General features: G+C 69.4%; 23 protein-coding genes. 10 read left to right on the top strand and 13 right to left on the bottom strand.

Annotated features, from left to right (window positions below):
• Positions 1 to 120: 120 nt before the first annotated feature.
• A complete protein-coding gene (locus PcP3B5_RS00320; protein WP_009614533.1) occupies positions 121 to 906 on the bottom strand; it encodes an IclR family transcriptional regulator in 786 nt (261 codons plus the stop codon).
• Between the two features lie 182 nt (positions 907 to 1,088).
• On the opposite strand from PcP3B5_RS00320, the gene PcP3B5_RS00315 reads away from it, so the two are divergent.
• Both PcP3B5_RS00315 and PcP3B5_RS00310 read left to right on the top strand, forming a co-directional pair.
• A complete protein-coding gene (locus PcP3B5_RS00315) occupies positions 1,089 to 2,720 on the top strand; it encodes a long-chain-fatty-acid--CoA ligase (protein WP_061560292.1) in 1,632 nt (543 codons plus the stop codon).
• A 50-nt stretch (positions 2,721 to 2,770) separates the two neighbouring features.
• Positions 2,771 to 4,306: a 3-hydroxyacyl-CoA dehydrogenase gene (locus PcP3B5_RS00310; RefSeq protein WP_061560291.1), complete on the top strand. Its 1,536-nt coding sequence runs from the start codon at positions 2,771 to 2,773 to the stop codon at positions 4,304 to 4,306.
• A gap of 189 nt (positions 4,307 to 4,495) precedes the next feature.
• Here the strand turns inward: PcP3B5_RS00310 and PcP3B5_RS00305 are convergent, their stop codons facing one another.
• Both PcP3B5_RS00305 and PcP3B5_RS00300 read right to left on the bottom strand, forming a co-directional pair.
• Positions 4,496 to 5,551, bottom strand: a complete 1,056-nt coding sequence (locus PcP3B5_RS00305) for an aminopeptidase (RefSeq protein WP_061560290.1) — start codon at positions 5,549 to 5,551, stop codon at positions 4,496 to 4,498.
• An 85-nt stretch (positions 5,552 to 5,636) separates the two neighbouring features.
• Positions 5,637 to 6,728, bottom strand: coding sequence for an aminopeptidase (locus PcP3B5_RS00300; RefSeq protein WP_051878802.1), 1,092 nt, complete (start codon positions 6,726 to 6,728; stop codon positions 5,637 to 5,639).
• A gap of 68 nt (positions 6,729 to 6,796) precedes the next feature.
• On the opposite strand from PcP3B5_RS00300, the gene PcP3B5_RS00295 reads away from it, so the two are divergent.
• Both PcP3B5_RS00295 and PcP3B5_RS00290 read left to right on the top strand, forming a co-directional pair.
• Complete coding sequence (locus PcP3B5_RS00295) at positions 6,797 to 7,222, top strand: PA0061/PA0062 family lipoprotein (protein WP_043270085.1); 426 nt, start codon at positions 6,797 to 6,799, stop codon at positions 7,220 to 7,222.
• A 66-nt stretch (positions 7,223 to 7,288) separates the two neighbouring features.
• Entirely contained in the window at positions 7,289 to 7,723 is a 435-nt protein-coding gene (locus PcP3B5_RS00290) for a PA0061/PA0062 family lipoprotein (RefSeq protein WP_009614521.1), read from the top strand.
• A 10-nt stretch (positions 7,724 to 7,733) separates the two neighbouring features.
• On the opposite strand, the gene PcP3B5_RS00285 is transcribed toward PcP3B5_RS00290, so the two are convergent.
• The 4 genes from PcP3B5_RS00285 to PcP3B5_RS00270 all read right to left on the bottom strand — a co-directional run bounded on the left by PcP3B5_RS00285 (position 7,734) and on the right by PcP3B5_RS00270 (position 9,653).
• A complete protein-coding gene (locus tag PcP3B5_RS00285; protein WP_099049091.1) occupies positions 7,734 to 7,946 on the bottom strand; it encodes a DUF1161 domain-containing protein in 213 nt (70 codons plus the stop codon).
• Between the two features lie 148 nt (positions 7,947 to 8,094).
• The gene (locus PcP3B5_RS00280; RefSeq protein ID WP_043270087.1) at positions 8,095 to 8,319 is read right to left on the bottom strand and encodes a DUF1161 domain-containing protein; all 225 of its coding nucleotides are present in this window, start codon (positions 8,317 to 8,319) and stop codon (positions 8,095 to 8,097) included.
• Positions 8,320 to 8,443: 124 nt separating this feature from the next.
• On the bottom strand, positions 8,444 to 8,659 hold the full coding sequence (locus PcP3B5_RS00275; RefSeq protein ID WP_009614515.1) for a dodecin: 216 nt from the start codon (positions 8,657 to 8,659) through the stop codon (positions 8,444 to 8,446).
• Between the two features lie 103 nt (positions 8,660 to 8,762).
• The gene (locus PcP3B5_RS00270) at positions 8,763 to 9,653 is read right to left on the bottom strand and encodes a LysR family transcriptional regulator (RefSeq protein ID WP_043270089.1); all 891 of its coding nucleotides are present in this window, start codon (positions 9,651 to 9,653) and stop codon (positions 8,763 to 8,765) included.
• Positions 9,654 to 9,921: 268 nt separating this feature from the next.
• Here PcP3B5_RS00270 and trpB point away from each other — a divergent pair, with 268 nt between their 5' ends.
• From trpB to gloA2, 3 genes are all read left to right on the top strand, one after another.
• Positions 9,922 to 11,130: a tryptophan synthase subunit beta gene (trpB, locus tag PcP3B5_RS00265; protein WP_043270091.1), complete on the top strand. Its 1,209-nt coding sequence runs from the start codon at positions 9,922 to 9,924 to the stop codon at positions 11,128 to 11,130.
• Positions 11,127 to 11,933, top strand: a complete 807-nt coding sequence (gene trpA / locus PcP3B5_RS00260) for a tryptophan synthase subunit alpha (protein WP_043270093.1) — start codon at positions 11,127 to 11,129, stop codon at positions 11,931 to 11,933. Before trpB ends, trpA begins: the two co-directional genes overlap by 4 nt.
• 124 nt (positions 11,934 to 12,057) lie before the next feature.
• Positions 12,058 to 12,441: an SMU1112c/YaeR family gloxylase I-like metalloprotein gene (gloA2, locus tag PcP3B5_RS00255; RefSeq protein ID WP_043270344.1), complete on the top strand. Its 384-nt coding sequence runs from the start codon at positions 12,058 to 12,060 to the stop codon at positions 12,439 to 12,441.
• Between the two features lie 155 nt (positions 12,442 to 12,596).
• Here gloA2 and PcP3B5_RS00250 read toward each other — a convergent pair whose 3' ends face one another.
• Entirely contained in the window at positions 12,597 to 13,532 is a 936-nt protein-coding gene (locus tag PcP3B5_RS00250; protein WP_009614506.1) for an AraC family transcriptional regulator, read from the bottom strand.
• Between the two features lie 306 nt (positions 13,533 to 13,838).
• Between PcP3B5_RS00250 and PcP3B5_RS00245 the strand changes: the two genes are divergently transcribed.
• Positions 13,839 to 14,153 (top strand): antibiotic biosynthesis monooxygenase family protein, encoded by a 315-nt coding sequence (locus PcP3B5_RS00245; protein WP_043270095.1) that lies wholly within the window; start codon positions 13,839 to 13,841, stop codon positions 14,151 to 14,153.
• Between the two features lie 6 nt (positions 14,154 to 14,159).
• On the opposite strand, the gene PcP3B5_RS00240 is transcribed toward PcP3B5_RS00245, so the two are convergent.
• The 5 genes from PcP3B5_RS00240 to PcP3B5_RS00220 all read right to left on the bottom strand — a co-directional run bounded on the left by PcP3B5_RS00240 (position 14,160) and on the right by PcP3B5_RS00220 (position 19,665).
• Positions 14,160 to 16,541 carry a TonB-dependent receptor gene (locus PcP3B5_RS00240; RefSeq protein ID WP_051878806.1) on the bottom strand — a complete coding sequence of 794 codons (2,382 nt, stop codon included), beginning with the start codon at positions 16,539 to 16,541 and terminating at the stop codon, positions 14,160 to 14,162.
• A gap of 367 nt (positions 16,542 to 16,908) precedes the next feature.
• Positions 16,909 to 17,832 carry a FecR family protein gene (locus PcP3B5_RS00235; RefSeq protein WP_043270099.1) on the bottom strand — a complete coding sequence of 308 codons (924 nt, stop codon included), beginning with the start codon at positions 17,830 to 17,832 and terminating at the stop codon, positions 16,909 to 16,911.
• A complete protein-coding gene (locus PcP3B5_RS00230) occupies positions 17,829 to 18,350 on the bottom strand; it encodes a sigma-70 family RNA polymerase sigma factor (protein ID WP_024128852.1) in 522 nt (173 codons plus the stop codon). The genes PcP3B5_RS00235 and PcP3B5_RS00230 overlap by 4 nt, the downstream gene beginning before the upstream one ends.
• A gap of 92 nt (positions 18,351 to 18,442) precedes the next feature.
• Positions 18,443 to 18,772: a DOPA 4,5-dioxygenase family protein gene (locus PcP3B5_RS00225; RefSeq protein ID WP_043270100.1), complete on the bottom strand. Its 330-nt coding sequence runs from the start codon at positions 18,770 to 18,772 to the stop codon at positions 18,443 to 18,445.
• Positions 18,769 to 19,665, bottom strand: a complete 897-nt coding sequence (locus PcP3B5_RS00220; protein WP_061560289.1) for a choline sulfate utilization transcriptional regulator — start codon at positions 19,663 to 19,665, stop codon at positions 18,769 to 18,771. Before PcP3B5_RS00220 ends, PcP3B5_RS00225 begins: the two co-directional genes overlap by 4 nt.
• 128 nt (positions 19,666 to 19,793) lie before the next feature.
• Here PcP3B5_RS00220 and betC point away from each other — a divergent pair, with 128 nt between their 5' ends.
• Positions 19,794 to 21,302 (top strand): choline-sulfatase, encoded by a 1,509-nt coding sequence (betC, locus tag PcP3B5_RS00215; protein WP_061560288.1) that lies wholly within the window; start codon positions 19,794 to 19,796, stop codon positions 21,300 to 21,302.
• Positions 21,303 to 21,340: 38 nt separating this feature from the next.
• Complete coding sequence (locus PcP3B5_RS00210) at positions 21,341 to 22,264, top strand: choline ABC transporter substrate-binding protein (RefSeq protein ID WP_061560287.1); 924 nt, start codon at positions 21,341 to 21,343, stop codon at positions 22,262 to 22,264.
• Positions 22,265 to 22,266 lie beyond the last annotated feature (2 nt).

The following is a 22,266-nucleotide window of genomic DNA, read 5'->3' as shown; positions in this document are numbered from 1 at the left end:
CCCCACTCCCAGCCGGCACGGACAGCTCCCTCTGGGAGAGGGCTGGGGTGAGGGAAAAGCCCGAGCACCACCACCACCAGACCCACACCTTGTAGGAGCGAGCTTGCTCGCGAACCCGCCTCAGGCCCCCAGGCTCTCGATATCCCGCGCCAGCATCTCCAGCTCATGGGCCAGCGACCCCTTGAGCGTTTCCTCGCTCAACTGGAACGACGGCGCACCACAAGTCAGCGCCATCAGCCCCCCATCGGCCAGCCGCAGCGGCACGCCGGCCGCACGCACATTGCGATCCCAATCGCCGAGGGACAGGCAGAAACCATGCTCGCGATATTCCTCGAAGGAACGCTCCAGCGACGCACGCATGGCCGCCCAGTCGCCTTCATGACGGGCTTCGAGGGCCTGAAGCAAATGCTCCCGCTCCTGCTCCGGAGTCGCCGCCAGGTAGGCGCGCCCGGCGGCAGTGGTGGCCAGCGGCAGGCGCACGCCGGCATCCATACGCAACGAGGTAGCCTCCGGCGGCCGGCAGTTCTCCACGTAGATCATCGACAGCCAGTCGCGGCAGGTCAGGCCCACGGTGGTGTTGGTGCGGCGGGCGAAGGCGTCCATGTAGGGCTTGGCCAACTGGCGCACGCGCAGGTTCGACACGTAGGCGTAGCCCAGGGCGAGCACGCCGGAATCCAGCTGGTACTTCTCATGCTGCTGCGAATAGCTGAGGTAGCCGAGCCTGGTCAGCGTGTAGGTCATGCGCGACACGGTCGGCTTGGGCAGGCCGGTGATCCGCGCGATCTCCTGGTTGCCCAGCACCACCGAGCCGTGGGTGAAGGCGCGCAGCACGTCCAGGCCGCGGGCCAGGGCCTCGACGAACTTGCGGTCCTTGGGTGCGCTGGAGTCTTCGAAATCGTCGCTCATGCTGCCTCGGCTATGGGGAAATAAGGGCCGGAGCGGCGTCCGGCGCGGGCGAACGATAGCAGATCGGCATGCCGCGGACAGCAGGGCGACGGGCCGTTGCACAGGCAAAGGCTATCGCATACCATCGATTTCGACATCATGTTTCGCAGAGCAGAATAACAATTCACTGATGGAGGGCGACGATGCCCGTCACTGCCGAAAGCCATGTCGCCGCGCAATTCGCCGCGCGCGGTTACCGCAACGTCCACGACCTGCTGCGCGACGCCAGCCGCGAACACCCCGAACGCCTCGCCTTCTCCTGCGGGCCCGGTTGCCTGAGCTTCGCCGAGCTGGAGCGCCAGGCCGACGCCTTCGCCCGCTACCTGCGCCACTGCGCCGGCCTGCAACCCGGCGAGCGCCTGGCGCTGATGCTGCCCAACTCCCTGCAATACCCCATCGCCGCCTTCGGCGCGCTCAAGGCCGGGCTGGTGCTGGTCAACACCAACCCGCAGTACACCGCCGGCGAACTGAGCCACCAGCTGCGCGACTCCGGCGCCGTGGCCATACTGCTGCTCGACCGCCTGCTGCCGCTGCTGCGCAAGGTCCAGGGCGACAGCGCGGTGCGCCAGGTGCTGCTGACCTCGGTCGAGGACATGGAAACACCGCAGTACGCCTGCGACGAGCCCGACGCCACGCGCTTCATGCAGGCCCTGCGCCTGGGCGCCGAAGCCCCGCCGCTGGACGCCGAGCCGGGCCTGGAACGCCTGGCGCTGCTGCAGTACACCGGCGGCACCACCGGGGTTTCCAAGGGCGCCATGCTCAGCCACTACAACCTGCTGGCCAACGTCATCCAGACCCTGGAGCTGTTCATGCGCCCGGGCCTGCTCGACCCGGCCAGCGACGTGCGCATCGCGCCGCTGCCGCTGTACCACATCATGGCCTTCTCCACGAACTGCCTCAGCTCGGTGGCCATGGGGCTGCACACGGTGGTGATCCGCGACGGGCGCAACCTCGACGAGATCATCGAGGCCATGCGCCGCTATCCCTTCAGCCTACTCAGCGGGCTGAACAGCCTGTTCGTCGGGCTGATGAACCACCCGGCCTTCGCCAGCCTGGACTTCAGCCACCTGAAGTGGGTGACCAGCGGCGGCGCGCCGCTCAACCTGGAAGTCGGCCGGCGCTGGCAGGCGCTCACCGGCGCCCCGGTGCTGGAGGGCTTCGGCCTCACCGAGGCATCGCCGGTGGTGTGCACCAACACCCGGCTGACGCCCTACCGCGAGGGCTTCGTCGGCCAGCCGCTGATCGACACCGAAGTGCGCATCGTCGACGAGGAGGGCAACCCGTGCCCGCCGGAAGTCCCCGGCGAGCTGTGCCTGCGCGGCCCGCAGGTGATGCTCGGCTACTGGGGCCGCCCGGAGGAAACCGCCCAGGTGCTGGACGCCGACGGCTGGCTGCGCACCGGCGACATCGCCCTGCAGGATGCCAACGGCCTGCTGAAGATCGTCGACCGCAAGAAGGACATGATCCTGGTCAGTGGCTTCAACGTCTTCCCCAACGAGGTGGAGGACGCGGTGATGCGCCACCCGGGCATCCGCGAGTGCATCGCCATCGGCGTGCCGGACCCGCGCAAGGGCGAGTCGGTGAAGCTGTTCGTCAGCCTGCGCGACCCGGCCCTGGACGCCGCCGCGATCATCGCCCACTGCCGCGAGCACCTCACCGGCTACAAGGTGCCGAGCTTCGTCGAGATTCTCGACGAGCTGCCCAAGACCTCGGTGGGCAAGATGCTCCGCCGCCAGTTGCGCGACCTGGAAGCACGACGGAACCCCACGACGTGACGACAGCGACTAAGGTGAAGACAAGCCAGCCAGACAGGGGCCCCAAGCCCATGCCCGAGAGCAACCTTCCCGCGTTCCGCCGCATCGGCGTGATAGGCGCCGGCGCCATGGGCCGCGGCATCGCCCAGCTGTTCGCCAGCGCCGGGGTGCCGGTGCAGCTCTACGACAGCCGCGCCGAGAGCATCCAGCAGGCCCTGGACTTCAACCGCGAGCTGCTCGAACGCGCCGCCGCCAAGGGCAAGCTCGGCGCCGACGCCCTGGCCGCGACCCTGCAGCGCCTGCAAGCGGCGCACAGCCTCGACGAGTTGGCCGGCTGCGACCTGCTGATCGAGGCCATCGTCGAAGACCTCGGCGCCAAGCAGGCGCTGTTCGCCGAGCTGGAGGCGCGGGTGGCGGACGACGCGGTGCTGGCCAGCAACACCTCGTCGCTGTCGGTCACCCGCATCGCCGCGCGCTGCCGCCGCCCCGAGCGGGTGGCCGGCTTCCACTTCTTCAACCCGGCGCCCTTGATGCGCATCGTCGAAGTGGTGCGCGGCCAGCGCACCGACGAGGCGGTGATAACGCGCCTTTCGCGCCTGGCCGAACAGGCCGGGCATTTCCCGGCGGTGAGCCCGGACAGCCCCGGCTTCATCGTCAACCACGCCGGCCGCGCCTACAGCACCGAGGCCCTGCGCATCCTCGGCGAGGGCATCGCCAGCGCCGCGCAGATCGACCGCATCCTGCGCGACGGCGCCGGCTTCCGCATGGGGCCCTTCGAACTGTTCGACCTGACCGGGCTGGACGTCTCCCACGCGGTGATGGAGTCGCTGTACCAGCAGTTCTACCAGGACCCGCGCTACCTGCCCTCGCCCCTGGCGGCGCAGCGGGTAGCCGCCGGCCTGCTCGGGCGCAAGAGCGGCGAGGGCTTCTACCGCTATCGCGACGGCCAACAGCTGCGCGAGCCGGAGCCGCAGCCCGAGCCGGTGCTGCTGGACCGGCCCTTCTGGCTGGACAGCCAGGACCCGGAGCTGCGCCACCACGTCGGCCAGTTGCTGATCCAGGCCGGGCTGGTGCTGGAGAGCGCCGAGGCGCCTTCGGCCCGCGCCATCTGCCTGGTCACCCCGCTGGGGGAAGACGCCAGCACCCGCATCGACGCCCTCGGCCTGCCGGCGGAGCGCAGCCTGGCCCTGGAAAGCTTCGGCGACCTCGACAAGCGTCGCGTGCTGATGCGCCAGCCGGCCCTCGACCCGCAGCTGGAGGCCCAGGCGCGCCAGGCCCTGGGCGCCGACGGCGTGCCGGTGGAGGTGATCAACGACTCCGCCGGCTTCGTCACCCAGCGGGTGATCGCCAGCATCGTCAACCTGGGCTGCGAGATCGCCCAGCGCGGCATCGCCACCCCGGTGACCCTCGACCGCGCGGTGCAACTGGCGCTGGGCTACCCCTTCGGCCCGCTGGCCTTCGGCGAGCACTACGGCGCGGCGCGCATCCTCACCATCCTCCAGGGCCTGCAGGCCTGCTACGGCGAACCGCGCTACCGCCCCAGCCCCTGGCTGCGCCGCCGCGTGCAGCTGGACCTGCCGCTGCACGCCCCGGATGCGGCGGACTGAGAACAACTGGCTTCCAGGCCGCGCCGAACCGCTCTTCGTAGGAGCGGGCCCTGCCCGCGATTTCGCGCGCAGGGCGCGCTCCTACATGGGAATGGCGCGGGTGGAGCAGTGTAGGAGCGGATCTCATCCGCGAATCGCGCCGGAACCTCCGGCTATCGCGGACAAGGTCCGCTCCTACGGGGGCATGCCTCACAACCACCGAAACCGCCCATCCGCAAGCCGCTCCAACGCCGCCTGCCGCTGCGCCGCGGGCAGCGCGCCGAGCCTTGCGGCCTGGGCATAGAACGCCGACCAGTCGCCGTCGACCTGGCGGTATAGCGCGGCGAAGGCCGGCACCCACTGGTCGTAGAGCGCGAAGGGCAGCAGCGTGGCGTTGTTCAGCGGCCCGTCGATCCAGCCGTCGAACAGGCCCTTGCCACCCCAGCGCCGGGCCACCAGTTGCCGGTATTCGCTACGCAGGCGCTCGAACTCGGCGGCCTTGCGCGCCCGCATGGCCTCCGGCGGCAGGCCGCTGGCGTAGAGCGCCTGCAACCGCGCCCGCGTCGCCAGCAGCAGGGCCGCCAGCTCCTCGCGCTGCCGTGGCCCCGTCTCCGTCGGCAACGGCTGCCCGCGCGAGGCCAGCCACTGGCGCAGCCCCTCCCGCTGCACGAAGACCGCCAGGGATTCGTTGAAGGCGCTGTCGCCGGGCAGGTACAGGCGCTGGTGGGCCAGCTCGTGGAAGATCAGCTCGGCCTGGTGCGCCTCGTCGCCGAGCATGGTGCTGAGGATGGGCGCATCCTCGCGCCCGGGAATGGTGAAGGCCGCGGCCGCGCCTATGCAGGTGTCCAGGCCCTGGCGCTGCAGCTCGGCCGCCGCGCGCCGAGCGGCATGCGGATCGTAGAAGCCGAGGTAGCTGACGCAGCCGGCGCGGGGAAAGCAGCGATCGCGCGGCCGCAGGGAGAATTCGTCGGTAGCGAACAGGTTCCACACCGCATAGTCCCGGCGCAGGTCGGCGTAGCGGCGGTAGCTGGCGTTGTCCGGCAGGTCCAGGTGGCGGCTGGCGAAGTCGCGGGCGGCCAGGGCGGCGGCGAGCAGGCGCCGGGTGCGCGCGTCGGTGCCGGGGTCGGCCAGCACCTCGGCCACCGGCAGGGCATTGGCCAGCACTTGCCGCTGGCCCTCGTGCAACTGCTCCTGGTAGCTCCCGGCGGCGCAGGCCATCAGCAACGGCAGGCCCAGGCAGACCAAGGTGCAATGGACCAGGCCCATGGCGCACCTCCATGCCCGTTGACCCGGGGCAGGGGGGCCATGGCGGCCCGCGCGAAGTCAAGAAATCGACTCTTTACGGGTGAGCCTAGCGCAGGCTGACGAATTCGCCGGTTTTCAGTCGAACCAGCGCTGCCTGGCGCTCTTCCGCGGGCAGCGCGCCGAGCTTCTCGACCCGCGCATAGAACGCCGGCCAGTTGCCGCCGACCTGGCGCAGCAGGGTGGCGAAGGCCGGCACCCACTGGTCGTAGAGGCCGAATGGCAGCAGCTTGGCGTTGTTCAGCGGGCCGTTCACCCAGGCGTCGTAGGGGCACTTGCCGGCCCATTCGCGCTGGCACAGTTCACGGTAGTCGCGGCGCAGGCGCTCGAACTCGGCGGCCTTGGCGGCGCGCTTGTCGGCCTCGGGCAGGTCGCGGGCGTAGAGCTCCTTCAGGCGCTCGCGGGTGTCCAGCACCAGGCGGGTGAAGCCTTCGCGCTGGCGCACGCGGCTGGCCTGTTCCGGCGGCAGGCCGCGGAAGGCGCGCCAGCGGCGGCCGCCCTCCTGCTCGACGAAGCTGGCGTAGGATTCGTTGAAGGCGGTGTCGCCCGGCAGGTAGAAGCGCTGGTGGGCCAGCTCGTGGAACAGCGTCTCGGCCAGGCGCTGGTCGTCCCAGCGCAGCATGCTGCTGATGATCGGGTCGTCGAACCAGCCGAGGGTGGAGTAGGCCTCCACGCCGCCGACGTAGACGTCCCAGCTCTGCGCCTTCAGGCGCTGCGCCTCAGCCTTGGCGCCGGCCTCGGCGTAGTAGCCGCGGTAGGCCACGCAGCCGGCGATGGGGAAGCAGTGGGTGAGCGGCTGCAGCGACAGCTCCGGCGTGGCGAACACGTTCCACACCACGTAGGGCCGGTGGATATCGCTGTACAGCCGGTAGCTGCGGTTGTCCGGCAGGGCCAGCTCGGCGCTGGCGAAGGCGCGGGCCTCCTGGGACAGCGCCAGGCGCTGGCGCAGCCTGGCGTCGCGGGCGGGGTCGGCGACCACCTCGGCCACCGGCTCGCGGGCCGCCAGCAACTGCAACTGGCCGTTGCCCAGTTGGCTGTAATAGCCGGCGGTGGAACAACCGCCCAGCAGGAAGAACGCCAGGCAGGGAACCCAGCGGGGCAATCGGCGGTCGAGAAACGCAATACACAGGCGGGCGGGCATGCGCGGCACATTAGCACAGGCCCCGAACCGCCGCTGCCGACACAACGAGACCACCCTGGAGTGTACCCATGCGCCCGCTGCTGCTCGCCACCGGCCTGCTCGTCCTGAGCGGTTGCTCGCTGATCCTGCCGCAACCCGACCCCAACCGTGCCTGGATCGACCTCGACACCAACGGCCAGAGCGACCTCTCGGCCCTGCAGGTGGACGACCAGCCCTGGCACAGCACCCGCTACTTCGAGGTCGACCCCGGCCAGCACGAGCTGCGCGTGCGCTACCAGTTCCAGGTCGAACCGCAGAACATCGGTTCCGAGGCCGCAGTTTCCGAGGCGATGTGGCGCGACTGCCAGCTGACCCTCAAGTACAAGGACTTCGGCGCCGGCCAGCGTTACCGCCTGGAGACCGGCAGCATCGGCTTCTACCCCTGGGCGCGGCTGTACGACCAGCAGGCCAATGAAATCGCCCGCGGCCGCACCGGGCGCTGCGAGAAGGTCTGAGCGAACGCGCCGCGGCGCCGCCCAGGGCGTATGCTGGGCGGATTCCCCGCTTCGAGCGACACCGCCATGGGCAAACTCCCGCTGCTGTTCCTCCCGGCCCTGCTGAGCGCCTGCGCCGGCCCGCTGCCGGCCCACGACCCGCAGCTGGCCTGGGTCGACCTCTACACCCAGCCGGCCAACACCCTGCTCGCCGAGCGCCTGGACAAGCAGGTGCTGCGCGACGGCCGCTTCTTCCAGGTGCCGCCGGGCAAGCACGAGCTGGAAGTGCGCTACCAGTACGAGATTCCCGGGGGTGGCGGCGGCGGCCTGGCGATGAGCGACAACACCACGCAGATCACCTGCCGCGTATGGCTGACCTACGACAACTTCGCCCCCGGCCAGCGCTACCGCCTGGAAGTGCGCCCGCAACTGCGCAAGGCCCTGGCCCTGCTCACCGATGCCAACGGCCAGCTGGTGGCCAAGACCGATTTCCAGGGGCGGATGGACTGCGGGCTGTTCTGAGCCGGGCGGCTCAGTCGTCGTTCTTCTGGTAGATGATCTTGCGCGTGCCGCCCTCGCAGCTGCCGACCACCATGCTCGGGTCCTTCACCTCGGCGTTGGTGACTATCTCCAGGGTGTAGGCGGTCACCCCGGCGGACTGGATCTTGGTCTCGATCTCCGCCTTGAGTTCCTCGCACGGCTTGGTCTTCGCCTGGGCGGCGCCCGCGCAGGCCAGGGCCAGCATCAGCACGGCGAACTTGCTCACGGTCATGGCATTCCCTCGTCAGCCCCACCACGGGGCGCCCTATCCTAACGAGAGACAGCGCGGCGGCGACAGAGTGCCCAACGACGAAGGGGCGCCAATGGCGCCCCTTCGCGGTCCCGCGGCGGCTTCAGTGCCGCGAATAGACGATCTCCTTGCTGCCGCCCTCGCAGGTGCCGACCACCTGACGAGCGCCACCCGCGCCCTTGTCGACGATCTCCAGGGTGTAGCCCGAGACGCCCTTGGCCTGGAGTTTCGCGTCGATCTCGGCCTTGAGCTCCTCGCACGGCTTGCCGGCGGCCAGGACGCTGCCCGCCATGGCCAGTAGGCCGGCGGCCAACAACAGGTTCTTCATGGCTGATGCTCTCCGTTGAACGAATGGACGAAGGGCCCCGCTGGGCCCGTGAAACGGCCGCCCCGCGGCGGCCCCCGAAAGCCCCCGGCGCCCCGGCCCGCGGGCGCGCGGCGGCAAATGCCGGTCAGCTGTCGGCGATCTTGAAGCCGACCTTCAGCGTCACCTGGTAATGCCCCACCGCACCGTTCTCGATATGCCCGCGGGTGTCCACCACCTCGAACCATTCCAGGTTCTTCAACGACTTCGAGGCCTCGGCCAGGGCGTTGTTGATGGCGTCCTCGATGCTGGTGCGCGAAGACCCGACCAGCTCGATCTTCTTGTAGGTGTGATGGTTCGACATCGGCTTCTCCTTGAGCGCGCCCGGCGGCGCGCAGTGCTGAATGTCCTCGTAGGACACTAGCCGAGCCCTGGAAGTGCAGCAAATTGCCGCCAGGGGGCAACCCTCAGCGCGCGGCCAGTTCCGTTCGCAACCAGCGGGCCAGGCGTTCGGCGCGGGCGTCGCCGCGCCGGGCCGGCACCCACAGCGCCAGGCGCGCGGCGGTTTCGGCGAAGCCCCAGGGCGCGGCGAGGCGGCCGGCGGCGAGGTCGTCGGCCACCAGCGCCTGGGGGGCGATGGCCACGCCAAGGCCGGCCACCGCCGCTTCCAGCAGGTAGTACAGGTGCTCGAAGCCCTGGCCCAGGTGCAGGGCGCCGGCGTCCAGGCCCTGGGCGAGCGCCCATTGCGGCCAGGCCTGGGGCCGCGAGGCGGTGTGCAGCAATGCCTCGCCCAGCAGCGCCCGGGGCTCGGCCAGCTGCAGTTCGGCGAAGCGCGGGTGGCGCGGGCTGAGCACCGGGCCGATGCGCTCGGCGGCCAGTTCGAACACCTGCATGTCGGCCGGCCACGGCGGCTCGGCGAACAGCAGGGTGGCGTCGACGCCGCCGCGGCGTGGGTCCAGTTCGCCCTCGCTGGCCGAGAGTTGCAGGCGCAGTTCCGGCAGCTCGCGGTTGAGGCGGTCCAGGCGCGGGATGAACCAGCGGGCCAGCAGGCTTCCCGGGCAACCGAGCACGAAGGGCGCCTCGCCGCCAGCCTGGCGCAGCTCGGCGCAGACACGGCGCAGGCGCTCGAAGGCGTCGCCGCTGGCCTCGCCCAAGCGGCGCCCGGCATCGGTGAGTTTTACGCCGCGCCCGTCCTTGGCCAGCAGGGCCACGCCGAGGTCTTCCTCCAGTTGCCGCAGCTGCCGGCTCACCGCGCCGTGGGTGACATGCAGCTCGGCCGCCGCCTGGCTCACGCCGCCGAGACGGGCGACGGCATCGAAGGCGCGCAGGGCGTTGAGCGGGGGAAGGTCGCGGCTCATGGCGTTAAACCTGTGAGTTTTCCTGACATGTCCGGGCGATCTTATCGCTTTTCCCGCCCGGCTGGCAGTCGTATCCTCGGCACATTCCGTAGGAGCAACGGCCTTGCGCCGAGGTGCTCTTCGTAGGATGGGTTGAGCTTGCGATACCCATGCTGCCGTGGTGATGGGTATCGCTTCGCTCAACGCCATCCTACGAAAAGCCGTGCTTCCCTGGAGGTGTTTCGCACCCAGGGGCGCTCCTGCCTACCGACACCAGAGGAGCCTTCCCATGTCCACATTGCGCACCGGTCCCGACGCCAAGGGCCTGTTCGGCAGCTTCGGCGGCCAGTACGTCGCCGAGACGCTGATGCCGCTGATCCACGACCTGGCCCGCGAGTACGACAAGGCCAAGGAAGATCCGGAGTTCCACAAGGAACTGGCCTACTTCCAGCGCGACTACGTCGGCCGCCCGAGCCCGCTGTACTTCGCCGAGCGCCTGACCGAGCACTGCGGCGGCGCGAAGATCTACCTCAAGCGCGAAGAGCTGAACCACACCGGCGCGCACAAGATCAACAACTGCATCGGCCAGATCCTCCTGGCCAGGCGCATGGGCAAGCAGCGCATCATCGCCGAGACCGGCGCCGGCATGCACGGCGTGGCCACCGCCACCGTGGCGGCGCGCTTCGGCATGAAGTGCGTGGTCTACATGGGCACCACCGACATCGACCGCCAGCAGGCCAACGTCTTCCGCATGCGCCTGCTGGGCGCCGAGGTGATCCCGGTCACCGCCGGCACCGGCACTCTCAAGGACGCCATGAACGAAGCCCTGCGCGACTGGGTGACCAACGTCCACGACACCTTCTACCTGATCGGCACCGTGGCCGGCCCGCACCCCTACCCGGCGATGGTCCGCGACTTCCAGGCGGTGATCGGCAAGGAAACCCGCGAGCAGCTGGCCGAGAAGGAAGGGCGCCTGCCCGATTCCCTGGTCGCCTGCATCGGCGGCGGCTCCAACGCCATGGGCCTGTTCCACCCGTTCCTGGATGACGCCGGGGTGAAGATCATCGGCGTGGAAGCCGCCGGCCACGGCATCGAGACCGGCAAGCACGCGGCCAGCCTGAACGGCGGCGTGCCCGGCGTGCTGCACGGCAACCGCACCTTCCTGCTGCAGGACGAGGACGGCCAGATCATCGATGCCCACTCCATCTCCGCCGGCCTGGACTACCCCGGCATCGGCCCGGAACACGCGTGGCTGCACGACATCGGCCGCGTCGAGTACACCTCGATCACCGACCACGAAGCGCTGCAGGCCTTCCACACCTGCTGCCGCCTGGAAGGCATCATCCCGGCGCTGGAGTCCTCCCACGCCCTGGCCGAGGTGTTCAAGCGCGCGCCGAACCTGCCCAAGGACCACATCATGGTGGTGAACCTGTCCGGTCGTGGCGACAAGGACATGCAGACCGTCATGCACCACATGCAACAGGAGCAGCAAGCATGAGCCGCCTGCAGACCCGCTTCGCCGAACTGAAACAGCAGAACCGCGCCGCTCTGGTGACCTTCATCACCGCCGGCGACCCGGGCTACTCCACCTCGCTGGACATCCTCAAGGGCCTGCCCGAGGCCGGCGCCGACGTGATCGAGCTGGGCATGCCGTTCACCGACCCGATGGCCGACGGCCCGGCGATCCAGCTGGCCAACATCCGCGCCCTGGGCAACGGCCAGAACCTGGCCAGGACGCTGAAGATGGTCCGCGAATTCCGCGCCGGCAACGACAGCACCCCGCTGGTGCTGATGGGCTACTTCAACCCCATCCACTACTACGGCGTCGAGCGCTTCATCGCCGATGCCAAGGAAGCCGGCGTCGACGGCCTGATCATCGTCGACCTGCCGCCGGAGCATAACGAGGACCTGTGCCAGCCGGCCCAGGCCGCGGGGCTGGACTTCATCCGCCTGACCACCCCGACCACCGACGACAAGCGCCTGCCCACGGTGCTCGCGGGCAGCTCGGGCTTCGTCTACTACGTCTCGGTGGCCGGCGTGACCGGCGCGGGAGCCGCGACCCTGGAGCACGTCGAGCAGGCCGTGGCGCGCCTGCGCCGCCACACCGACCTGCCGGTGGCCATCGGCTTCGGCATCCGCACCCCGGAACACGCCGCCAGCGTCGCCCGCCTGGCCGACGGCGTGGTGGTGGGCTCGGCGCTGGTGGACAAGATCGCCAACGCGGGAAGCTCCGCCGACGCCGTGCAGGGCGTGCTGGGCCTGTGCCGCGAACTGGCCGAGGGCGTGCGCAAGGCGCGCTGAGGGCCCGGCTGCATGAGCGGGGCGATATCCAGCGATGGGTATCGCTTCGCTCAACGCCATCCTACGGGGGGCGGCGGGCAGGCTGCATAATGGGTCGGGTGTTTTTCCGCAGCGGCCCCAGCCCATGAATCTGCACAGCCTCCATCACGTTGCCCTGATCTGCTCCGATTACCCGCGTTCGAAACGCTTCTATACCGAGGTGTTGGGGCTGCGGGTTGTCGCCGAGACCTACCGCGCCGAGCGCGATTCCTGGAAGCTCGACCTGGCCCTGGGCGAGGTGCAGCTGGAGCTGTTCTCCTTCCCCGGCGCGCCGCCGCGGCCGTCCTATCCCGAGGCTCTGGGGCTGCGCCACCTGGCTTTTGCCGTGGAAGACCTGGAAGCGGCGGTGGTCGAGCTGGAGGGGCAGGGGGTGCGTTGCGAGCCGATCCGTTGCGATGGGTTGACCGGTAAGCGCTTTACCTTCTTCGCCGATCCGGACGGGTTGCCGTTGGAGTTGTACGAGCGTTGATAGATGCCCGCCGGCCTGTTGGCCGGAATCGCGGATGAATCCGCTCCTACCTTACAGGCAGGCACGGCTCCTACGCCCCCCGGCAAACACCGTGCCTCGTAGGATGGCGTTGAGCGAAGCGATACCCATCGCCATGCCGCGAGGCTCGGCCAAGGTCAGGCCGGCATCGCCGCGTCGCCCAGGGCGTTGCGCAGGCTGGCCAGGTCGCGCAGCGGCGGGGCGCCGAACAGGCGGCTGTATTCGCGGCTGAACTGCGAGGGGCTCTCGTAGCCCACGCGGTGGCCGGCCACCGCCACTTCCAGACCCTCGGAGAGCATCAGCCGGCGCGCCTCCTGCAGGCGCAGCTGCTTCTGGTACTGCAGCGGGCTGAGCGCGGTGACTTCCTTGAAGCGGTGGTGCAGGGTCGAGGGGCTGAGGTTGACCTCGCGGGCCAGGTCGTCGATGCGCAGAGCCTTGTCGAAGTTGCGGTTGAGCCATTCGATGGCGCGGGTCACCCGGTGCGTCTGGCTGTCGGTCATCGCCAGGTCGTGCAGCAGGTGGCCCTGGGGCCCGCGCAGCAGGCGGTAGAGAATCTCGCGGATGTACAGCGGCGCCAGCATGGCGATGTCGCGCGGGCTGTCGAGCAGGCGCATCAGCCGCAGCAGGGCGTCGAGCACCGAGGTGTCCAGGCGCTGCAGGTAGATGCCGCGGCTGGCCGGGCGCGGGGTGCTGCCGGCCAGGCCGGCGTCGGCGATCAGCCGCGTCAGTTCGCCCGGGTCGATGTCCAGGCGCAGCGACAGGTAGGGCTTGTCCGCCGAGGCGTCGACCACCTGGCCGCACACCGGCAGGGTCACCGAGACCACCAGCAGGTTGAGTTCGTCGTAGCGGTAGATTTCCGGGCCGACGCGGATTTCCTTGCTGCCCTGGGCGATGACGCACAGCGCCGGGCGGTACAGGGTGGGCATGCGGCCTTCGCTGGGCTGCTCCAGGCGCGCCAGCGACAGCGATTCGACGGCGGTGTCGTGGACGCCGGAGACGCCATTGCAGTGGCGCTCGATGATGTCGGCCAGTTCCTGGCGGCTGGCGGCGACGGGGTCGTGGGGTTGCGACATACGGGGGCCTCCGAGAGTGGCGGCGTCCAGCTTACGCCCGGGCACACGCGGGAAGTGTGACAGGGCGACGGACGCTGGAGGATCGGGCAAGCAATCGGCAGGATCGTACAAGCCAGCCAGCGCGGGAAGCCCCCATCATGCCAGCCAGGCCAGGGAATCCGCCGCTTCGGGCAAGGCGGCGCGGATGACGCAGGATCAGGCAAGAAGCCGACAGCATCCGTCTACCGCCCGCAGACGCCCGTCTCCTACTCTGGCACAACCGGGCCGAGCCCCCCTTCCAGCGCCCGGGACAGGAGGAGATCTTTCATGGCCATTCGACAACCGCTCGAACACCACCTGCTGATCCGCTCACGCCCCGGCCACGAGGCCGAGCTGGCGCAGCTGCTCGACCGCCTGATCAGCGCCGCGCACCAGTTGCCCGGCTGCCAGTCCTACGAGGTGCTGCTGCCGGCCACCCGCAGCGACTTCTGGCGCCTGCGCGGCCGCTGGGCCGATGCGCAAAGCCTGCAGGCCTACCTGGAACTGCCGCTGCAACAACTGCTGGGGGAAATCCTCCAGCATCACGCCCTCAGCCTGCACACCCACCTGGACGCGCCGCGCGAGGAATCCCGCGCGGCCTGAGCCCCCTCAGTACTCCATGCGCCAGCCCAGGGTGAAGGTGCGCCCGCGGCCCTGGTAGTCGTACAGGTAGGCCGGCCCGTAGGTCGGCGAGTAGAACAGCGTCGCCCGCTGCCCCCACACGGTGCTGTACTCGCGGTCCAGCAGGTTCTGGATGCCCGCGCTGAAGGTGCCGAAACCCGTCTTGCGTTCCCCCATCAGGTCGAAGGTGGTGTAGCCGTCGATCTCGTGGTCGGCGTCGTCCTTCAGGCTCATGGCGTGGTTGGCCTGCAGCCGCGCGCTGTTCAGCTCATCGTTCCAGCCGACGAAGGCGGTGGCCTTGGACAGCGAGGCGTAGCGCGCGTCGCGCTTGATCCAGTCGCCGTCGGCGTCCTCTTCCTCGGAGCGCACCAGGTGCAGGGTGGTGCCGCCCTGCCAGCCGTTCTGGAAGTAGCGCGTCAGCGCGCCCTCGAAGCCGAAGTCGCGGCTCTTCTGGTCGTTGACGTCGATGGTCAGGGTGGCCTGGTCGACGCTGATCACCTTGTCCGACCAGATGTAGTACACCGCCGTCTGCGCCTGCCAGTCCATGTCCGCATAGCGCCAGCCCAGCTCGACCTGGCGGCTCTTGATGCCGGCCAGCGGGTTGTCGTCCACCGAGAGCCCGGGCTTGCCGTAGTACTTGGCCGGGTCGGGCAGGTCGAAGCCTTCGCTGTAGTTGCCCCACAGCTGGTGGCCGTTGTGGAAGTCGTAGATGGCGCCGAGGTTGAACAGGTTGACCTGGTAGTCGTTGTTGCCGCCGGGCACGCCCTTGAAGTCGTCGACCTCGACGTCCATCTTCTGGTGCCGCGCGCCGCCGGAGAGGGTCAGGGCGTCGGTCAGCTTGTAGTCCAGCTGGCCGTAGAACGACAGGCCGTCGACCACGTAGCTGGGGTAGCGCGGCGCGCTGCTGGCGGTACTCAGGTCGAGGCCGCCGCTTTCCGAGGAGACCAGCTGGTCGAAGGTCTTCTGCTCGGCGTTGAAGCGCTCGTGGTCCAGGTCCACGCCGTAGGTGAGCTTCAGCTTGTCCCACTGCTTGCTGAACAGGCCCTTGAGGCCGCTGACCTCGAAGTTCTGCTGCGAGGCGGCGAAGTACACGCCGGTGCTGCCGGCCGGCTTGCCGGCGTTGTAGTAGGGGAAGGGGTAGAAGTTGTCGTCTTCCTTGCGGTAGTAGGCCTGCAGGTAGAAGTCCTGGTCCAGCAGGTTGGCGTGGTGGTAGTTGGCGTTGAGCAGCAGGCGGCGCGTCTGCGGCTCCAGGTCGGTGTCCATGCCGCTGCGGATCTGCGCATCGTCCAGGTCCGAGGGGGCCTTGTAGTTCAGGTGCGGAAAGTAGATGCCGGTGCTGCCGTCGTTGCCCGAGTCGTAGTACTGGGCCAGCAGGTCCAGGCTCTGCTCGTCGGTGAACTGCGCGGTGAGGTTGCCCATGACGTCGACGGTGCGGTTGTACTGCAGGTCGGTCTGGGTGTTGTCGATGAAGATCTGGTTGCCGGCGCCGTCGTAGAAGGCTTCGTTCTTCTCCGCGGAAACGCCCAGGCGCCCGCTCAGGCGATCGCTGCCGCCGCTGACCGACTGGGCCAGGCGGGTGGAGAGGTCGTCGCTGTTGTTGAAGCCGCTGCTGGCGCCCAGCTGGCTTTCGAAGCGGGCACTGCCGGGCACGCCCTTCTTGGTGATGATGTTGATGATGCCGCCGGTGGCGCCGCCGCCGTAGATGGCGCTGGCACCGGAGAGCACTTCGATGCGCTCGACGTTGAACGGCGAGATGCTGTCGAACTGCCGCGACAGGCCGCGGGAGCTGTTCTGGCTGACGCCGTCGATCATCACCAGCACGTTGCGCCCGCGCATGTTCTGGCCGTAGTTGGTGCGGCCTTCCGGGGCCAGGTCGAGGCCGGGGACCAGCTTGCCCACCGCTTCCTTGAGGCTGACGCCGGTGTCCAGCTGTTCGCGCAGCTGCGCCTGGTCCACCACCCAGACGGTGCCGGGGATGGAGCTGATGTCGGTGGGCGTGCGCGCGGCCACGCTGATCTGCGTCGGCGCCATGCTCAGCGGCTCGCCGCCGGCGGCCTTCTCGCGCTGCAGCACCACGGTGCGCTCGTCGCTGAAGCTCCAGCGCATGCCGCTGCCGGAAAGCAGCTTGTCCAGCGCCTCCTCGCGGCTGTAGCGGCCGTCCAGGCCGGGGCTCTTCAGGCCCTGGACGTCCTCGGAGTTGAACAGCAGGTGCAGCCCGGCCTGGTCGGCGAACTGCGTCAGGGCGCTGTCCAGGCTGCGCGGCGCGATATGCAGCTCGACGTCCTCGGCGGCCAGGGCCAGGGGGCTGGCGCCGCCGAGCAGGGCGGCCAGGGCCAGGGCGCGGTACAGCGGGGAGAGGCGGTGATGCATGCGGGGGTTTCCGTTCTTGTGGGCAGGGCGCGTTTGTTGGGAATTCTTCGCGTTCATGCCTACGACGAAACGGGGTGGGGGATCTTGCAGTGGGGGAGGTAAAAATTTTTGCGCGGGGTCTGGTTTTGTATTTTGGAGCGAGCTTGCTCGCGAACGGCGGTTACCGGCGGCTTCGGTGTGTTGGTTTGGCGCCGTTCCCTCTCCCCAGCCCTCTCCCTGAAGGGAGAGGGGGCTTGTCCGTGCCGAGAAAGGATCTGGTGTTAGCCGGATACTCGGTACAAGCCGGCTAACGCCGAAATATCAGCGCATGCCCAACGGTCCCCTCTCCCTTCAGGGAGAGGGTTAGGGAGAGGGCGCTCTCCAGCCCCTACGAAGAAACCGGCCTAACCACCACCAACCAGGGCAACCGCGTCACCCGCACCGGCTGCAACCGCTGCAACGTCTGCAGCAGCGCATCGGGATCGTCCAGATCGAACACCCCGCTCACCCTGTGCCGCCGCAAGCCGGCATCGGTCAGCAGGATGCGCCCCGGCAGGTAGCGCTCCAGTTCCGCCAGCACCTCGCCCAGCGGGCGCTGGTTGAAGATCAGCTTGCCGCGCTGCCAGGCGCTGGCGCTGTCCAGGTCCAGCGGCTGCACCGGGCCGGGGGCGGCTTCTCCGCGATAGGCCAGGCGCTCGCCGGCGGCCAGGCGCACCGCCGGTTTGCCGCCGGCCTCCACCCGCACCACGCCCTCGCTGACCGCCACCTGCACTTCCGGGCCGCGGCTGTCGACGTCGAAGCGGGTGCCCACGGCGGTGACTTCGCCGTCGCCAGCATGCACCACGAAGGGCCGCTGCGCGTCCTTGGCCACTTCGAACAGCGCCTCGCCGCCATACAGATGCAGGCTCCGACGGCTGGCGGAGAAGTCCACCGACAGCGCGCTGGCGCTGTTCAGCCAGACGCGGCTGCCGTCGGCCAGCTCGATCATCCGCCGCTCGCCGGTACGGGTGGCGTAGTCGGCGTACAGGCCCGCCACCGGCGTGGGCAGCGCCAGCGCCACGGCCAGCGCGGCGACGCAAGCGGCCGCTGCCACAGCGACGAGGCGGCGCGGGCGCAGCAGGCGGTGGCGGCGCGCCGTGCGGGTGGCCGGCAGGGCGCCCCACAGCGCCTCGGCGCTGCGCGCGGCGCTTTCGTGCTCGGGGCTCTGCGCGCGCCACTGGGCGAACGCGCTGCGGCGGCCGGCTTCGACGCGGCCGGAATGCAGCTCCGCCAGCCAGTCGATGGCCTGATTCTCCAGGTCCCGGCGGCTCATGGCTGCGCCTCCCGCTGTTGCAGGTGGTCGCGGCAATGGCGCATGGCCTGGACGATGTACTTGCCCACCATGCTCTCGGAAACGCCAAGGCGACGGGCGATCTGCGCGTGGGTCAGGCCGTCCAGGCGGTTCATCAGCAGCGCCTGGCGGGCCTTGGGCGGCAGCTGGTCGAGGGCGGCGTCGAGCTGTTCCAGGGCCTCGCGGGCCAGCAGGTTGCGCTCCAGGCCGGCGCCGGGGTCGCTGACCTCGTTGGCCGCCGTCTCCTCCACGTGCAGCTCGGCCAGCCGGCCCTCGCGGCGCAGGTTGTCGATGGCCAGGTTACCGGCGACGCGGAACAGGTAGGCGCGCGGGTCCTGCACTTCGGCCTCCGGGGCCTGGTCGGCCAGGCGCAGCCAGGTGTCCTGGGCGACGTCGGCGGCGCGCTGGTTGTCGCCCAGGCGGCGGGCGAGGAAGCGCAGCAGGTCCGCATAGTGCGCCTGGAAGCTCTGCAGGAGGTGGGAGGAGGCGAAACGCCGCATGATGACCGCGATACCCTGGAATACCGGCCCGCCGTGGGCGGGCCGCCGGTAAAGCGGGCAAGCATACACCGAATCGAGAATCATTATCGAACTCAGCCGAACTGCGACAGGTCCAGCGGCCGCACCGCGCCCATCCAGATGGCGTGGTCGCGGTGGTCGCGCAGGTCGTCGCCGGTGTCCGGGTGGATGAACACCACCAGGCCATCGCGGTGCAGCGCCAGCCAGGGCACCACGGCGGCGAAGGCGTCGTTGCCGAAGGCCAGCTGGCAGCTCCAGTCCGGATGCGGGCCGACCGGGCGCTGGTGCATGCGGCCCATCTTCACGCCGAACAGGCGCACCGCCTCCTCGCATAGCTGGCGGGCCTGCTCCAGGCTGTCGGCATCGTAGTAGACATGGGCGTGGTAGCCGTGGATCTCGTTCATGGGTCCTGTTCCAGTTCGGCGCGCAACCAGTCGACGAAGGGCTGCAGCAGGCGGGCGCGGCGCTTGCGCTCGGGCAGCACGGCGTAATAGCCGTAGCGCGAGGCGGCGCTCTCGCGGATGGGCCGGCACAGTAACCCCTGCTCCAGCAGTTCGTCGACCAGGTGGCGCCAGCCAATGGCCACGCCTTGGCCGGCGATGGCCGCCTGCACCAGCAGCGTGTAGTTGTCGAAGCGTAGCCCGGAAGCCTCCGGCGGGCGCGGCAGCTCCAGGGCGCGGAACAGCCCCGGCCAGTCGAACCAGCGGCTGTGGGCCTCGGGCTTCAGGTGCAGCAGCGGCAGGCGCTGCAGCTCCTCCAGCGGCAGCGGCGCCTGGCGCTCGCCCAGCAGGCGCGGGCTGCACACCGGGAAGACTTCCTCGCCGAACAGCAGCAGCGGCTCGCCGTGTTTGAAACGCCCGTCGCCGAAGGCGATGGCCACGTCCACGTCGCTGCGCAGGCTGCTGGGGCTGCGCTCGCTGCTCAGCAGGCTGACGTCCAGTTCCGGGTGCCGCTGGCGGAAGCGCGGCAGGCGCGGCATCAGCCAGTAGGCGGCGAAGGCGAAGTCGGTGGCCACCTGCAGCACCTCCTGGGTGCGCCGGGCGCTGACCGCCTCGACCCCGGCCTCCAGCTCCGCCAGCCCGGCCTGCACGTGGCGCAGCAGCAACTGGCCGCTTTCCGTCAGAACGATCCCGCGGTGCACCCGGTCGAACAGACGTGTGCCGAGCAGCTTCTCCAGGCGCTTGATCTGCTGGCTCACCGCCGGCTGGCTGCTGCCCAGCTCGGCGGCCGCCGCGGTGAAGCCCTGCTCGCGGGCCGCGCACTCGAACACGCGGAGCAGTTCCAGGGGCAGGCTCATGGGTTCGCTACCCATAAGCTGGCGTTATCCGAAGCATGTATGGCCATGCGGTTTACCCCCTGCCGGCGCGGCGTGACACTGCTGCCAGGCACTATTCCATAACAACCGTGCATAGGATAAGCCTCGCCATGCCACGCCCGAACATTCTCTTCATCATGGCCGACCAGATGGCCGCGCCCCTGCTGCCCCTGCACGATGCCGCCTCGCCGATCCGCATGCCCAACCTGATGCGCCTGGCCGAACAGGCCGTGGTGTTCGATTCGGCCTACTGCAACAGCCCGCTGTGCGCGCCCTCGCGCTTCACCCTGGTCAGCGGCCAGCTGCCGACCAAGATCGGCGCCTGGGACAACGCCGCCGACTTCGCCGCCGACGTCCCCACCTACGCCCACCACCTGCGCCGCCTGGGCTACCGCACGGCGCTGTCGGGCAAGATGCACTTCTGCGGCCCGGACCAGTTGCACGGCTACGAGGAGCGCCTGACCAGCGACATCTACCCGGCCGACTACGGCTGGGCGGTGAACTGGGACGAGCCGGAAGTGCGCCCCAGCTGGTACCACAACATGTCCTCGGTGCTGCAGGCCGGGCCCTGCGTGCGCACCAACCAGCTGGATTTCGACGACGAAGTGGTGTTCAAGGCGCGCCAGTACCTCTACGACCACATCCGCGAGCACGCCGAGCAGCCGTTCTGCCTGACCGTCTCCATGACCCACCCCCACGACCCCTACACCATCCCCCGCGAGTACTGGGACCTGTACCGCGACGAGGACATCCCGCTGCCCTCGGTGGAACTGGCGCAGCACGAGCAGGACCCGCACTCCCAGCGCCTGCTCAAGGTCATCGACCTGTGGGGCAAGCCGCTGCCGCCGGAGAAGATCCGCGACGCCCGCCGCGCCTACTTCGGCGCCTGCAGCTACGTCGACGCGCAGATCGGCGCGCTGCTCAGGACCCTGGAGGAATGCGACCTGGCCGAGAACACCCTGGTGGTGTTCTCCGGCGACCACGGCGACATGCTTGGCGAGCGCGGCCTCTGGTACAAGATGCACTGGTTCGAGATGGCCGCCCGCGTGCCCCTGCTGATCCACGCCCCGGGCCGTTTCGCCGCGCGCCACGTGGCCGAGTCGGTGTCCACCCTCGACCTGCTGCCGACCCTGGTGGAGCTGGCCGGCGGCGAGCTGCCGGCGGACCTGGAGCTGGACGGCCGCTCGCTGCTGCCGCACCTGCGGGGCGAGGGCGGGCACGACGAGGTGATCGGCGAGTACACCGCCGAGGGCACCCTCAGCCCGCTGATGATGATCCGCCGCGGCGACTACAAGTTCGTCTATTCCGAACAGGACCCGTGCCTGCTTTACGATCTGAAGAACGACCCGCGCGAGCTGGAGAACCTGGCCGGCTCCGCGGCGCACCGCGAGCTGTTCGACGCCTTCCTGGCCGAGGCCCGGCAGCGTTGGGACATCCCGGCGATCACCGCCCGCGTGCTGGCCAGCCAGCGCCGCCGGCGCTTCGTCGCCGACGCCTTGCAGCGCGGCAAGCTGACCAGCTGGGACCACCAGCCGTTCGTCGATGCCAGCCAGCAGTACATGCGCAACCACATCGACCTGGACGACCTGGAGCGCCGCGCCCGTTACCCCAGACCCTGACCATAAGCACAACCAGAAAAAGCCGAGGGGAGATAAGCATGACCAAGTTAAGTGCATTGCTGCTGGCCACCACCATGGCGCTGGCCGGCCAGGCCGCGCAGGCCGAGGACGAAGCCTGCGCCACGGTGAAACTGGCCGATCCGGGCTGGACCGACATCGCCGTGACCAACGGCGTCGCCAGCTTCCTGCTCGACAGCCTCGGCTACCAGGCCAAGGTCGACACCCTCTCGGTGCCGATCATCTACGGCGGCCTGCGCGACGGCCAGGTGGACGCCTTCCTCGGCAACTGGATGCCGGCGCAGCAGGGCTTCCACGACCAGTTCATCGCCAGCGGCCAGGTCACGCGACTGGCGAAGAACCTGGAGGGCACCGAATTCACCCTCGCCGTGCCGACCTACGTCTATAACGCCGGGGTGAAGAACTTCGCCGACCTGCAGAAGCACGCCGACCAGTTCAACCACAAGGTCTACGGCATCGGCTCGGGCGCGCCGGCCAACCAGTCGATCCAGAAGATGATCGGCGGCAACGAGTTCGGCCTGGGCGACTGGAAGCTGGTGGAATCCAGCGAGCAGGCGATGCTCGCCGAGGTCGGCCGGGCGGTTAAGCGCGAGCGCTGGATCGTCTTCCTCGGCTGGACGCCGCACCCGATGAACGTGAAGTACGACATGAAGTACCTGGCCGGCGGCGACAAGTACTTCGGCAGCACCGGCAGCGTCTACACCGTCACCCGCAACGGCTACGCCCAGCAGTGCCCGAACAGCGCGAAGCTGCTGGCCAACCTGAGCTTCGACCTGAAGATGGAGAACGCCATCATGGCCGAGGTGCTGGAGAAGAACGTGAAGAACGCCGACGCGGTGAAGGCCTGGATCAAGGCCAACCCGCAGGTCCTGGGCAAGTGGCTGGACGGGGTGAAGGCCCGCGACGGCGGCGATGCCCTGGCCGCCGTGCAGGCCAAGCTCTGACC

The organism is Pseudomonas citronellolis (assembly GCF_001586155.1).
Classification (GTDB): domain Bacteria; phylum Pseudomonadota; class Gammaproteobacteria; order Pseudomonadales; family Pseudomonadaceae; genus Pseudomonas; species Pseudomonas citronellolis.
The sequence above is the reverse complement of the archived record's forward strand: the minus strand, read 5'-3'. Positions and strand labels throughout refer to the sequence as shown.